Origin of the sequence: Aeromonas sp. ASNIH1 (genome assembly GCF_002934285.1) — a bacterium.
GTDB lineage: Bacteria > Pseudomonadota > Gammaproteobacteria > Enterobacterales > Aeromonadaceae > Aeromonas > Aeromonas caviae.
Window position 1 is genome coordinate 2,541,879 of record NZ_CP026228.1, and the last position, 12,800, is coordinate 2,554,678.

At 63.0% G+C, this 12,800-nt stretch carries 11 protein-coding genes; 7 read left to right on the forward strand and 4 right to left on the reverse strand.

The window, feature by feature from the left end; genetic code table 11:
* Positions 1–122 precede the first annotated feature (122 nt).
* The 6 genes from C2U37_RS12435 to proX all read left to right on the forward strand — a co-directional run bounded on the left by C2U37_RS12435 (position 123) and on the right by proX (position 5,712).
* Positions 123–920, forward strand: a complete 798-nt coding sequence (locus tag C2U37_RS12435) for a threonine/serine ThrE exporter family protein (RefSeq protein WP_050498274.1) — start codon at positions 123–125, stop codon at positions 918–920.
* A complete protein-coding gene (locus C2U37_RS12440; protein WP_010675437.1) occupies positions 917–1,384 on the forward strand; it encodes a threonine/serine exporter family protein in 468 nt (155 codons plus the stop codon). The genes C2U37_RS12435 and C2U37_RS12440 overlap by 4 nt, the downstream gene beginning before the upstream one ends.
* A gap of 23 nt (positions 1,385–1,407) precedes the next feature.
* The gene (gene folA, locus C2U37_RS12445; protein ID WP_104452412.1) at positions 1,408–1,899 is read left to right on the forward strand and encodes a type 3 dihydrofolate reductase; all 492 of its coding nucleotides are present in this window, start codon (positions 1,408–1,410) and stop codon (positions 1,897–1,899) included.
* 473 nt (positions 1,900–2,372) lie between these two features.
* Complete coding sequence (proV, locus tag C2U37_RS12450; RefSeq protein ID WP_104452413.1) at positions 2,373–3,569, forward strand: glycine betaine/L-proline ABC transporter ATP-binding protein ProV; 1,197 nt, start codon at positions 2,373–2,375, stop codon at positions 3,567–3,569.
* Positions 3,566–4,714: a glycine betaine/L-proline ABC transporter permease ProW gene (gene proW / locus C2U37_RS12455; protein WP_042014434.1), complete on the forward strand. Its 1,149-nt coding sequence runs from the start codon at positions 3,566–3,568 to the stop codon at positions 4,712–4,714. The genes proV and proW overlap by 4 nt, the downstream gene beginning before the upstream one ends.
* Positions 4,711–5,712 (forward strand): glycine betaine/L-proline ABC transporter substrate-binding protein ProX, encoded by a 1,002-nt coding sequence (proX, locus tag C2U37_RS12460; RefSeq protein WP_104452414.1) that lies wholly within the window; start codon positions 4,711–4,713, stop codon positions 5,710–5,712. Before proW ends, proX begins: the two co-directional genes overlap by 4 nt.
* 99 nt (positions 5,713–5,811) lie before the next feature.
* Here proX and C2U37_RS12465 read toward each other — a convergent pair whose 3' ends face one another.
* Genes C2U37_RS12465 through C2U37_RS12475 form a run of 3 tightly spaced genes read right to left on the reverse strand, consistent with a single transcriptional unit; the run spans position 5,812 to position 10,107 of the window.
* Positions 5,812–6,618, reverse strand: coding sequence for a phosphoadenylyl-sulfate reductase (locus C2U37_RS12465; RefSeq protein WP_104452415.1), 807 nt, complete (start codon positions 6,616–6,618; stop codon positions 5,812–5,814).
* Positions 6,608–8,320, reverse strand: a complete 1,713-nt coding sequence (cysI, locus tag C2U37_RS12470; protein WP_104452416.1) for an assimilatory sulfite reductase (NADPH) hemoprotein subunit — start codon at positions 8,318–8,320, stop codon at positions 6,608–6,610. The genes C2U37_RS12465 and cysI overlap by 11 nt, the downstream gene beginning before the upstream one ends.
* A complete protein-coding gene (locus tag C2U37_RS12475; RefSeq protein ID WP_104452417.1) occupies positions 8,320–10,107 on the reverse strand; it encodes an assimilatory sulfite reductase (NADPH) flavoprotein subunit in 1,788 nt (595 codons plus the stop codon). Before C2U37_RS12475 ends, cysI begins: the two co-directional genes overlap by 1 nt.
* A gap of 198 nt (positions 10,108–10,305) precedes the next feature.
* Here C2U37_RS12475 and C2U37_RS12480 point away from each other — a divergent pair, with 198 nt between their 5' ends.
* The gene (locus C2U37_RS12480) at positions 10,306–11,103 is read left to right on the forward strand and encodes a PhzF family phenazine biosynthesis protein (RefSeq protein WP_104452418.1); all 798 of its coding nucleotides are present in this window, start codon (positions 10,306–10,308) and stop codon (positions 11,101–11,103) included.
* A 141-nt stretch (positions 11,104–11,244) separates the two neighbouring features.
* Here the strand turns inward: C2U37_RS12480 and lysS are convergent, their stop codons facing one another.
* Positions 11,245–12,780, reverse strand: a complete 1,536-nt coding sequence (gene lysS / locus C2U37_RS12485) for a lysine--tRNA ligase (RefSeq protein ID WP_041215694.1) — start codon at positions 12,778–12,780, stop codon at positions 11,245–11,247.
* Positions 12,781–12,800: the final 20 nt, after the last annotated feature.

A 12,800-nucleotide genomic window follows, 5' to 3' on the forward strand; every position in this document is an offset into this window, starting at 1 on the left:
ATATTCCCCGGGCGGCTGAATAATAGTGACCAGTGCCCGCAGTCCGATAGAGATGGATGAAGGTGTATTTATTTTGGGGTAATATCCAGACACATTTCATCTTGCTATGACTCAAAGGGATCATGAGAAGCATCACACCAGGAAGGGTGCTGTCGCGAGAGCAGCAGACGGAGATCACCCGGATCATCGTCAAGGCGGGCCAGATGCTGGCCCAGTTTGGGGCGGAGAGCCGCATCATCGAGCAGACCACGGTCCGGCTCGGCATGGCGCTCGGGCTGGAGAGCGTCGAGATGGCCATCTCTTCCAGCGCCATCGTCCTCACCAGCCTCTACCAGGGCAGTTGCGTCACCACCACCCGCCGGGTGCGGGAGCACGGCATCAACATGCAGGTGGTGTGCGAGATCCAGCGCATCTGCATCATGACGGAAAAGTCGCTTATCGGCGCGCGCGAGGTACGTCAGCGCCTCGAGGCCATCACGCCGTTCCACTATCACCCCTGGCTGGTGGTGCCCATGGTGGGGCTCTCCTGCGGTGCCTTCTGCCTGCTGTTTGGCGGTGACTGGCCCATCTTCCTGGTGACCTGCTGCTCGGCCTCGGTCGCCATGCGGGTGCGCCAGCTCATTGCCCGCCATCACCACAGCCCCCTCATCAACTTTGCCGCCACCGGGTTTATCGCCACCCTGCTCGCTTCCAGCGCCACCTTCTTCGGCTGGGGCGAACAACCCTATCTCGCCATGGCCGCCAGCGTGTTGCTGCTGGTGCCGGGGTTCCCGCTCATCAATGCGGTCTCCGACATGGTGAAGGGTTACTTCAACATGGGGCTGGCCCGCTGGGGCACGGCGACACTGCTGACCATCAGCGCAGCCATAGGGATCATTCTCGCCATGTCGGTGACCGGTATCTGGGGGTGGAAAGTATGATGGAACTGCTCTGGCTGCTGGCCAAGGATGCCTTCTGGTCGGCCATTCCGGCGGTGGGCTTTGCCATGCTGTTCAACGTGCCGCCACGGATGCTCAAATATTGCGCCATGGGGGGCGCGTTGGCCCACAGCCTGCGTACCCTGCTCATCCACTACGGCATGCCCATCGAGTGGGCCACCCTGGCAGCGGCGACCACGGTCGGCTTTGTCTGTGTCTACTGGTCGCGCCGCCTGCTGGCACCGCGCCCTGTGTTCAGCGTTGCCTCCATCATCCCCATGATCCCGGGCAGCTATGCGTTCAAGACCATGATCGCCATCGTGGAGCTCAATATCTCCGGGGTGACCATGGAGCTGCTTCAGAGCGCGGTGGAGAACGGCCTCAAGGCGCTGTTTATCGTGGGGGCCCTGAGTTTCGGTTTGGCGATCCCCTCTCTGGTCGTGTACCGTAACCGCCCCATTATCTGACGACGGTGCGAGAGGTTGACCCCATGATGATTTCCATGATTGCCGCCATGGCCCACGATCGGGTGATAGGGCTGGACAACCAGATGCCTTGGCACCTGCCGGCGGATCTGGCCCACTTCAAGCGGGTCACTCTGGGCAAGCCGGTGCTGATGGGGCGCAAGACCTTTGAATCCATCGGACGACCGCTGCCCGGCCGTCGCAATCTGGTGATCAGCCGCAACCCCGACTACCGGGCCGACGGCGTGGAGGTTATCGACTCGGTGGAGGCCGCACTGGCCCTGCTGGCGGATAGTGACGTCGCGGAGCTGATGGTGATCGGGGGCGGTCATCTCTACGGCCAGCTGCTGCCACGGGCCGACAGGCTCTATCTGACCCGTATCGATCTGGCGGTGGAAGGGGATACCCGCTTCCCGGCCTTCGATGAGAACGACTGGTCGTGCATCGAGCGCGAGTTACATCAGCCTGACGAGAAGAACCCCCATCCCTACTGTTTCGAGACCTGGCAGCGGCGCTGAGCCCTCTGATGCCATGAAGAGCCCCTTGCGACAGCCGGGGGCTTTTTTGTGCCCTGTTACTGCAAAGAGAAGGGGGCTGAACCGGCATGGCTGAAGGTGCCTGAAGCAATATCCGGAATGCGTGACATTAAAATGATTAGTTATGTAATGAATAGGCCATTAATCGCTTCGATGGGGGCCATCCTCCCCACCCTCTCTTTTCGCCTGCTGCTAACGCCTTTTAATCATTAATGAAATGTGCTGAAAGTGCATCGATACTGTGGCGGCCCTGTCTGTTATAGGCGTTTTTATCGTGATTTAATGGATTTTTATGAATAAAAATAACCAATAAAAATCAATGAGTTAAATTTAACCTTTCCAGATTGGCTTCAATTGGTTCTTTTGTTTGGGTGTGAAATTACTTAGTGTTAAAAGTAGTTGGCTCACGTTCGACGGTTTGCCAGGCAAGGCGTCGGCCAAGAAAAAAGGACAATATGACAGTCAAACTCGAGGTCAAATCCCTCTACAAAATCTTCGGCGATCAGCCGGATAAAGCGTTCAAATTGCTGGCGAAAGGGCATGATCGCGCCAGTATCCTGAAAAAGACCGGACAGACCCTGGGGGTCCAGGATGTCAATCTGTCCATCAACGAAGGGGAGATCTTCGTGGTGATGGGCCTCTCCGGTTCGGGCAAGTCCACCTTGGTGCGTCTCTTCAACCGGCTGATCGAGCCGACCCGCGGCCAGGTGCTGATCGATGGCGAGGACATCGCCGCCATCTCGGAGCGCGAGCTGCGCCGGGTGCGCCGCAAGAAGATCAGCATGGTATTCCAGTCTTTCGCCCTGATGCCGCACCTGAGTGTGCTGGAAAATACCGCCTTCGGGCTGGAGCTGGCCGGTGTACCGCTGGCGGAGCGCCAGCAGAGCGCCCGTCAGGCGCTCCATCAGGTGGGGCTGGGACAGTGGATAGAGGCTTATCCGGATGCCCTCTCCGGCGGCATGAAGCAGCGGGTCGGGCTGGCCCGGGCCCTTGCCAATGACCCCGACATCCTGCTGATGGACGAAGCTTTCTCCGCGCTGGATCCCCTGATCCGCACCGAGATGCAGGATGAGCTGCTCAAGCTGCAGGCCAGCCAGCAGCGCACCATCGTCTTCATCTCCCACGATCTGGACGAGGCGATGCGCATCGGCGATCGCATCGCCATCATGCAGGATGGCCAGCTGGTGCAGGTGGGCACCCCGGACGAGATCCTGAACCAGCCCGCCAACGACTATGTGCGCGCCTTCTTTCGCGGTGTGGATCTGGCCCATGTGTTCAGCGCCCGCGATGTGGCCAGCCGCAAGCAGGTGCCCCTCATCAAGAAACACACCACCGACGGGCCGGGCAACGCCCTGCGCCAGCTCAAGGAGCTTGAGCGGGAGTTCGGGTACGTGGTGGATCGCAGCCGCCGCTTCCTCGGGGTCGTCTCGGTGGAGTCGCTCGGTCAGGCGGTCAGGGCCAAAGGCAGCCTGGAGCAGGCGCTGCTGGGGGACATTCAGCCCATTCTGGCGGACACCGCCCTCAATGAACTGATCAGCCAGGTGGCGGCCGCCCCCTGTCAGGTGCCCGTGGTCGAGGAGGATGGCACTTACCTCGGCCTCATCTCCAAGGCCAATCTGCTCAATACCCTGGACAGGAGTACCCCGGCATGAAGCTGATGAATCCCCATTTCTTGCTGAGCGGGCTGCTGGCCCTGGTGCTGCTGGCGAGCCCTTCCCTGCGGGCCGATGAGGTGGCGGCAGACCCCTGGAGCGCGCCTGCGTCCACCGAGGTGTCCGATCCCTGGGGCAGTACCGACACCCAGGCCACCGACTGGCAGAACCAGATCGAAGCCGCCGACACCACAACCGCCATCGACTGGCTGGATCCTTTCCAGCAGGCGCTGGTGCCGCTGGATACCTGGGTGGAAGGGGGCATCGGTTGGCTGGTGGAGAACCTGCGGCCGCTGTTCCAGCTGATCCGCGCACCGGTGGAGCTGACCCTGAACGCCATGACCCATCTGCTGCAGACGGTGCCCTCCACCCTGATGATGGGGCTCCTGGCCCTGCTTGCCTGGCAACTGGTGAACGGCCGCATGGCGCTCGGCACGCTCGTATCTCTTGTGGGGATCGGGCTCATCGGGGCCTGGTCCGATGCCATGGTGACCCTGTCCCTGGTGCTGACCTCGCTGTTCTTCTGCGTGCTGCTGGGGTTGCCCACCGGCATCCTGCTGGCCCGCAGCGAGCGGCTCTCCACCTGGACCCGGCCGCTGCTGGATGCCATGCAGACCACCCCGGCGTTCGTCTACCTCATCCCCATCGTGATGCTGTTTGGCATCGGCAACGTGCCCGGGGTGGTGGTGACCGTCATCTTCGCCCTGCCGCCGATGATCCGGCTCACCATGCTGGGTATTCGCCAGGTGCCCACGGATCTGGTGGAGGCGGCCCACTCGTTCGGTGCCAGCCCCTCCCAGTTGCTGTTCAAGGTACAGCTGCCGCTCGCCATGCCCACCATCATGGCCGGGGTCAACCAGACCCTGATGCTGGCGCTCTCCATGGTGGTGATCGCCTCCATGATCGCGGTGGGGGGTCTCGGCCAGATGGTGCTGCGCGGCATCGGCCGGCTCGACATGGGGCTCGCCTCCATCGGCGGCCTCGGCATCGTGCTGCTGGCCATCGTGCTCGACCGCCTCACCCAGGCGATGGGGCAACCGGATCGCACCCGTACCGGCCGCTGGTATCAGCATGGCCCCGCCGCCCTGCTGCTGCGCCTGGCCGGTCGTGACAAGAAAATCGATTACAAAGGAGTAAACGCATGAGACAGACCACCAAAGGATTGACCCTGGGCACATTGCTGCTGAGTGCCCAACTGCTGAGTCCGCTCGCCATGGCCAGCGCCGAGTTGCCGGGGGAGGGGGTTCGCGTTCAGCCCCTGCAGAGCTCCTTGCCGGAAGAGGCCTTCCAGAGCCTGCTGGTGAGCAAGCTGATGGCGCGTCTGGGTTACGATGTCCAGCCCGCCCAGGAGGTGGACTACAACGTGGCTTATGCCTCGGTGGCCCAGGGAGACGGCACCTTCCTCGCGTTCAACTGGGTGCCGCTGCAGGACAACAAGTACGAGCAGGCGGGGGGCGACAAGGTGTTCTTCCGTGAGGGCACCTATGTGGCCGGTGCCGCCCAGGGGTACCTCATCGACAAGAAGACCGCGACCCAATACGGCATCACCAACCTGGGCCAGCTCAAGGATCCCGAGGTGGCGGCGCTGTTTGACGGGGATGGCGACGGCAAGGCCGACCTCATCGGTTGCAACCCCGGCTGGGGCTGCGAGGGGGCGATCAACCATCACCTCGACGCCTTTGGTCTGACCCCCACGGTGGCCCACAAGCAGGGCAACTACGCGGCGCTGATCTCCGATACCCTGGCTCGCTACCAGGCCGGCAAGCCGGTGCTCTATTACACCTGGACCCCCTACTGGCTCAGCAGCGAACTGGTGCCGGGCAAGGATGTGGTGTGGCTGGAAGTCCCCGCCGACGCCCCGGATGCGGCCAAGACCCGTTTGCCGAACGGCAAGAACTACGGCTTTGCGGTGAACACCATGCACATCGTTGCCAACAAGCGGTTTGCCGAGGCCAATCCGGCCGCCGCCAAGCTCTTCTCCATCGTCAAGCTGCCGCTCAATGACATCAACGTGCAGAACGGCCTGATGAACAAGGGGCAGAACAAGCCGGCGGACGTGGAACGTCATGCCGATGCCTGGCTCAAGGGCCACGAGGCGCTGGTGAACGACTGGCTGAATCAGGCGCGCGCCGCCGCCATGTAATGAGGGGTGGAACGTCGCCCTTTTGCGCAAAGAAAAACGCCCGGCAGTTGCCGGGCGTTTTTTTGTGGGCGAGGCGCAGCACATGGCCGGACCGGGGGATCAGATGCCGGAGCCGTCGCTCTCGCCACCTTCCTCATGCAGGCCACACTCGCGCTTGAGGCCGAAGAAGCGGGTCTGCTCCTCGCTCATGCCGGGCTCCCACTTGGCGGTGGTGTGCACGTCGCCGACCGAGAGGTAACCCTGCTCCCACAAGGGGTGGTAGGGGAGGTCGAACTCCTTGAAGTAGTAGAAGACGTCCTTGTTGCTCCAGTCGATCACCGGCAGGAACTTGAAGCGACCGCGCTGGATGGCCAGCACCGGCAGCTTGCCCCGGCTGCCGGACTGCTCACGGCGCAGGCCCGAGAACCAGGTGCGGGCACCCAGCTCGTTCAGGGCGCGGTCCATGGGCTCCACCTTGTTGAGCTGGTTGTAGCGGGTGATCCCCTCCACCCCCTGCTCCCACAGGAGGCCGAAGCGGGCCTCCTGCCAGGCCGGGCTGAGTTCGGCCCGGTAGATCTTGAGGTTGAGCGCGAGACGCTCGGTCAGCTCGTCGATGAAACGGTAGGTCTCGGGGAAGAGATAACCGGTGTCGGTCAGCACCACGGGCACGTCGGCCCGCTCGCGGCTCACCAGATGCAGCATGAGCGCCGCCTGGATACCGAAACTCGACGACAGCACATGCTCCCCCGGCAGGTTGGCCAGGGCCCAGCGCACCCGCTCGGGGGCGCTCATGGCGTCCAGCGCCCGGTTGAGGGGGGCCAGCACCTCGACCTGCTCCTCCCGGCCCAGGGCCAGGAGGGCGTCGAGGTCGAGCCGGCCGTCGGCGGTGCGCGCCAGCCGGGCTGTATCAGTCTGTTCAGGCTGCATAGAAGTCCCTCGCGGAGTCGATAACCGGGGCGATGATGCCGGCGCGAATGACAAAATCGCCGAAGCACTCGTCCGGGTTGCGTTCGCTCGCCCAGCGGCCGATCAGGGCGTCCAGTTCGGCCAGGATCTGCGGCTCGGTGATGTTCTCCAGATACAGGCGCGGGATGCGGGTCCCCTCGAGGTTGCCCCCCAGGTGCAGGTTGTAGCGACCCGGCGCCTTGCCCACCAGACCCACTTCCGCCAGCATGGCGCGGCCGCAGCCGTTGGGGCAGCCGGTGACCCGGAAGATGATGGCGTCATCCGCCAGGCCGTGCTTGGCCAGCAGCCCCTCGATGTCGGTGACGAAGGCAGGCAGCATGCGCTCGGCCTCGGCCATTGCCAGGGGGCAGGTGGGCAGGGCCACACAGGCCATGGACTGCTTGCGCTGCTCGCTCACGCCGTCATCCAGCAGACCGTACTGGCGTGCCAGGGCTTCGATGCGTGCCTTCTCGCCGGCAGGCACGCCCGCGATGATGAGGTTCTGGTTGGCGGTGAGGCGGAAGTCCCCCTGATGCACCTTGGCGATCTCCAGCATGCCGGTCTTGAGGGGCTTGCCCGGGAAGTCCAGCAGGCGGCCGTTCTCGATAAACAGGGTCAGGTGGTGCTTGCCGTCGATCCCCTCCACCCAGCCGAAGCGATCGCCACGACTGGTGAATTCATAGGGGTGAACCGGCCCGAACTGGATGCCGGCGCGGTTCTCCACCTCGGCCTTGAAGGCCTCGACCCCCACCCGTTCAAGGGTGTACTTGGTCTTGGCGTTCTTGCGGTTGACCCGGTTGCCCCAGTCGCGCTGGGTGCTGACCACGGCGGCCGCCACCTCCAGCACGTGGGAGAGCGGAATGAAGCCAAAGTCGCTCGCCTTGCGCGGGTAGGTGGTGGTGTCGCCGTGGGTCATGGCGAGACCGCCCCCCACCAGCACGTTGAAGCCCACCAGCTTGCCGTGATCGGCAATGGCCACGAAGTTGAGATCGTTGGCGTGGATGTCCACATCGTTGTGGGGCGGGATGACCACGGTCGTCTTGAATTTGCGCGGCAGGTAGTTGGAGCCCAGGATCGGCTCCTCGTCACCCCCCAGCTTCTCGCCATCCAGCCAGATCTCCACGTAGGCGCGGGTCTTGGGCAGCAAGTGTTCGGAGATCTTCTTGGCCCACTCGTAGGCCTCCTGGTGCAACTCGGACTCCACCGGGTTGCTGGTGCAGAGCACGTTGCGGTTTACGTCCCCCGCGGTAGCGATGGAGTCGATACCGGTGCTGTTGAGGGTCTGGTGCATCAGCTTGATGTCGCGCTTCAGTACCCCGTGGAACTGGAAGGTCTGGCGGGTGGTCAGGCGGATGCTGCCGTACATGCTGTGTTCTTCGGCGAACTTGTCGATCACCTGCCACTGGGCCGGGGTGATGATGCCGCCGGGCAGGCGGGCGCGCAGCATGACGTTGTGCAGGGGCTCCAGCTTCTGGGCGGCGCGCTCCGGGCGGATGTCGCGGTCATCCTGCTGATACATGCCGTGGAAGCGGATCAGCTGGAAGTTGTCGCCGTTGAAGCCGCCGGTGAGCGGGTCCTGCAGATCTTCGGCGATGGTGCCGCGCAGGAAGTTGCTCTCGCGCTTGAGGCGTTCGTTGTCAGCCAGCGGCCCTTCGACCGGTCCCGGAATAAGTTGTTTGCTCATCAATAGACATCCCTTTGATAACGTTTGGCACGACGCAATTCGCTCAGATACTCTTCTGCTTCCTCACGGCTCTTGTGGCCGTGTTCCGCAATCACTTCCAGCAGGGCTTCCTGCACATCCTTCGCCATGTGGTTGGCGTCGCCACACACATAGAAGTGAGCGCCTGCTTCCAGCCACTGGTAGAGCTCAAGCCCTGCCTCGCGCAGGCGGTCCTGCACATAAATCTTGTTGGACTGATCCCGGCTGAAGGCCAGGGAGATCTTGGACAGCAGGCCCGATTTCACATAACGCTGCCACTCCACCTGATAGAGGAAGTCCTGGGTGAAGTGGGGGTTGCCGAAGAAGAGCCAGTTCTTGCCCTCTGCCCCCTGTGCTTCCCGCTCCTGCAGGAAGGCGCGGAACGGGGCAATGCCGGTGCCCGGGCCCACCATGATGACGGGGATGTCGGGATTGGCGGGCAGGCGGAAGTTGTCGTTGTGCTCCACGAACACCCGGACCTCGGCATCTTCCGGCAGACGGTCCGCCAGATAGGAGGAGGCGCCACCGCTTCGCACTGTGCCATCTTCTTGGCGGTAGCGCACCACACCGACGGTCAGGTGCACCTCTTCTTCCACCTCGCTCTGGGCGGAGGCGATGGAGTAGAGGCGGGGGGTGAGGGGGCGCAGCAGTGCGATCAGTTGATCGGCACTCAAGGAAGCCGGGAAGCGTTTCAGTACGTCCACCACCTGGGCGCTGGCCACCAGGGCGTTGACCTGGGCCTTGTCACCGGCCAGATCCTTCAGCGCCGCGTTGTCCGTGATCTCGGCGAGGCCAGTGATCAGGCCCCCGTGCAACCGGGTCAGCTCGTAGTGACGGGTCAGCGCCTCGCGCAGGCTGCCATGGGGGGTGGCCTCGTCACCGGTCAGACCGGTCAGGGCCAGCACTTCCCCCACGAGATCGGCGTCGTTGTCAAACCAGATGCCGAGCGCATCCCCCGGTTGATAGGTGATGCCGGACTCTTCCAGGTTGATCTCGATGTGACGGATGTCCTTGGTGGAGTCGCGGCCGGTGATCTTCTGGTTCACCGAGAGTCTGGCGGGGAAGGGGTTCTCCTTGTTGTACTGGCTGTGGCCGACGGCGGCCTGCACCGAGCCCGCCACGCTGGCGGTCGCGGCGCCGGCAGAGAGGGTGGCGGCGACCGCCGCAACGGCCTGCTCGCCCCAGGCCTTGGCGGCATCCTGATAATCCACATCGAGGCTAGCTAGCTCATGGATGCGCTCGGCCCCTGCCTTGGCGAGGAAGCCATCGAAATCCTTGCCGGTCTGGCAGAAGAACTCATAGGAGCTGTCACCCAGCCCCAGCACGGCAAACTTGAGGCCCTCGAGTTTGCCAATCTTGCCTTTTTTAAGCTGCTCGAACAGATCGACGGCGCTCTCGGGGGGCTCCCCCTCCCCGTAAGTGCTCACTACCACCAGCAGGTGGCTCTCTTTCTTGAGCTGCTTGGGTTTGTAGTCCGCCATGGAGGTGAGGGTCACCGGCAGGCCGCGGGCCTCGGCCTGGGCCTTGATGGCGCTGGCCACGCCCTTGGCATTCCCGGTCTGGGAGCCGTAGAGAATGGTCAGGCTGCCGCCGGGTGCCGCGACTTCTGCGCCTGCGCTCGCCACGGGCTGGACGCCCGCTTGGGAGAGGCCGTAGAGATAACCGCTGACCCAGGCCAGTTGCTGGGTATTGAGGGTGGTGAGAACTTGGTTGAGCTGGCGCTGCTGTTCGTCAGAGAGCGGGCTCAGGATGGGGGCTGTCAATGGCATCACACATGTCTTCCATGGTCTGATTTTTGGTCAGGGTAAGGGGTGTAATGAATAACAACAAAGAATAAAAATATCTTCTTTATGCGATTTATGAATTTATAAAGCCAAAATCCATCTCAGCCCCGGGGCGCCCGTGATATAAAAATGGCCTTGCCGAGCCCCCTGTCCCGGTGATCTCTCATGCCCCAAGGAGCAACCATGTCCCGTCTCTATCATGTCAACGCCTTCAGCCATCACCCCTTCGCAGGCAACCCCGCCGTGGTGGTGCTGGGGGAAGCGCGGTCCGACGCCGAGCTGCAGGCCATGGCGGCGGAGTTCAACCTCTCTGAGAGCGCCTTTCTGACCCAACTGGGAGAGGGGCATTACGGGTTGCGCTGGTTCACCCCGCAAGTGGAGGTGGATTTGTGCGGCCATGGCACCCTGGCGGCGGCCCATGTGCTGTGGCGGACGGGGGCGGTGGCCGAAGATCAGCCTATCCGCTTCGCGACCCGCAGCGGCGAGCTGGTGGCCAGGCGCGAAGAGAGCTGGATCTGGCTCGATTTTCCGCGCATTGCCCTGGCGCCGCTCATTCTGGATCCGGCTTATGGGGCAGCCCTCGGCTGCCAGCCGCTGCAAACCCTGGCGGTCGGGGCCAAGTTCCTGCTTGAGCTCGCCAGTGAGGAGGCGGTCCGCGCGCTTACCCCCGATTTTCACGCCCTGCGGGCGCTGCCGGGCCGGGGGATCATGGTGACGGCGCCATCGAGCCGGAAGGAGGACGACTTCGTCTCCCGCTACTTCGCCCCCTGGGTAGGAGTGGACGAGGATCCGGTGACCGGCTCCAACCACTGCGCCCTGGTGCCCTTCTGGGCCGAGCGGCTCGGCAAACGGCAATTGCGGGCCCGCCAGGTCTCGGCCCGAGGCGGGGATCTCAGGCTGGAACTGCAGGAGGAGCGGGTGCTGATGGCGGGCCGGGCACTGACCCTGTGGCAGGGGGAGTGGCTGCTGCCACCGGCCTGATAAGCGGCAAGTTGGTGGCGTATGGTGGCGTATTGAAGGTTCGCACCGGTTGTGTCCGTCATAAAAAAACGCCCCGCAATTGCGGGGCGTTTTGATTGCCATGGACGGCAGCGTTTTGCTGCGGCCCTGTTTCTGCGGCGCTTACTTTTGTGGACGCAAGGCCGGGAACAGAATGACGTCGCGGATGGTGTGGCTGTTGGTGAACAGCATCACCAGACGGTCGATACCGATGCCCTGACCGGCAGTCGGCGGCAGACCGTGTTCCAGTGCGGTCACGAAGTCGGCGTCGTAGAACATGGCTTCGTCATCGCCTGCGGCTTTCTGGTCAACCTGGGCCTGGAAGCGCTCGGCCTGATCTTCCGCATCGTTCAGCTCGGAGAAGCCGTTGGCCAGCTCGCGGCCGCCGATGAAGAATTCGAAGCGGTCGGTGACGTCCGGGTTCTGGTCGTTGCGGCGGGCCAGCGGGGAGACGGCGGCCGGGTACTCGGTGATGAAGGTCGGTTGCAGCAGCATGTGTTCCACGGTCTCTTCGAAGATCGCGGTGATCACGTGGCCCAGCTCCCAGCTCTTCATCAGCTCGATCTTCAGACCCTTGGCGACGGCGGTGGCCTTCTCAAGAGTGGCCAGATCGTCACGGGTCACACCCGGGTTGTACTTCAGGATGGAGTCCACCATGGAGAGGCGCTGGAACGGCTGACCGAAATCGATGGTCAGGCCCTCTTCGCCCTCTTTGGCGTAACGGATCTTGGTGTCGCCCAGGATGTCCTGTGCCAGGGTGCGCAGCATCTCTTCGGTGAGATCCATCAGATCGATGTAATCGGCGTAGGCCATATAGAACTCGAGCATGGTGAACTCGGGGTTATGGCGAACGGAGATGCCTTCGTTGCGGAAGTTGCGGTTGATCTCGTAGACACGCTCGAAACCACCGACCACCAGACGCTTCAGATAGAGTTCCGGAGCGATACGCAGGTACATGTCGATGTCCAGCGCATTGTGGTGGGTGATGAAGGGACGTGCGGAGGCGCCACCCGGGATGACTTGCATCATGGGGGTTTCCACTTCCATGAAGCGCTTGTCATTCAGGAACTTGCGAATGCCGGCCACCACCTTGGTGCGGGTCACGAAGGTCTTGCGGGACTCTTCGTTGGCGATCAGGTCCAGGTAACGCTGGCGGCAGCGGGCTTCCTGGTCGGTCAGACCCTTGTGCTTCTCGGGCAGCGGGCGCAGGGCCTTGGTCAGCAGGCGGATGGTGGAGACGTGTACGGAGAGCTCACCGGCGTTGGTGCGGAACAGGGTGCCCTCGACACCGACGATGTCACCCAGATCCCACTTCTTGAACTGCTCGTTGTAGAAGCCTTCCGGCAGATCGTCACGGGTCACGTAGATCTGGATCTTGCCAGCCATGTCCTGCAGGGTCGCGAAAGACGCCTTGCCCATGATCCGGCGGGTCATGATGCGACCGGCAATCTTCACCTGTTTACCCAGGGCGACCAGCTCGTCATTGCTCTTGTCGCCGAATTCGGCATGCAGATCGCCGGAGAGGCTGTCACGACGGAAGTCGTTGGGGAAGGGGTTGCCCTGGGCGCGCAAGGCGGCCAGCTTGGAGCGACGCTCAAGCATCTCGTTGTTCAGTTCGAGAGTCTGGTCGACTTCCGGGGTGGTGGTTTGTTCAGACATGGTGATTCCTGCTGCTCTGT

Excerpts from the sequence above, each read along its gene's own strand:
- C2U37_RS12435 (WP_050498274.1), top strand. The coding sequence starts at position 123 with ATGAGAAGCATCACACCAGGAAGGGTGCTGTCGCGAGAGCAGCAGACG.
- C2U37_RS12440 (WP_010675437.1), top strand. The coding sequence starts at position 917 with ATGATGGAACTGCTCTGGCTGCTGGCCAAGGATGCCTTCTGGTCGGCC.
- folA (WP_104452412.1), top strand. The coding sequence starts at position 1,408 with ATGATGATTTCCATGATTGCCGCCATGGCCCACGATCGGGTGATAGGG.
- proV (WP_104452413.1), top strand. The coding sequence starts at position 2,373 with ATGACAGTCAAACTCGAGGTCAAATCCCTCTACAAAATCTTCGGCGAT.
- proW (WP_042014434.1), top strand. The coding sequence starts at position 3,566 with ATGAAGCTGATGAATCCCCATTTCTTGCTGAGCGGGCTGCTGGCCCTG.
- proX (WP_104452414.1), top strand. The coding sequence starts at position 4,711 with ATGAGACAGACCACCAAAGGATTGACCCTGGGCACATTGCTGCTGAGT.
- C2U37_RS12465 (WP_104452415.1), bottom strand. The coding sequence starts at position 6,618 with ATGCAGCCTGAACAGACTGATACAGCCCGGCTGGCGCGCACCGCCGAC.
- cysI (WP_104452416.1), bottom strand. The coding sequence starts at position 8,320 with ATGAGCAAACAACTTATTCCGGGACCGGTCGAAGGGCCGCTGGCTGAC.
- C2U37_RS12475 (WP_104452417.1), bottom strand. The coding sequence starts at position 10,107 with ATGCCATTGACAGCCCCCATCCTGAGCCCGCTCTCTGACGAACAGCAG.
- C2U37_RS12480 (WP_104452418.1), top strand. The coding sequence starts at position 10,306 with ATGTCCCGTCTCTATCATGTCAACGCCTTCAGCCATCACCCCTTCGCA.
- lysS (WP_041215694.1), bottom strand. The coding sequence starts at position 12,780 with ATGTCTGAACAAACCACCACCCCGGAAGTCGACCAGACTCTCGAACTG.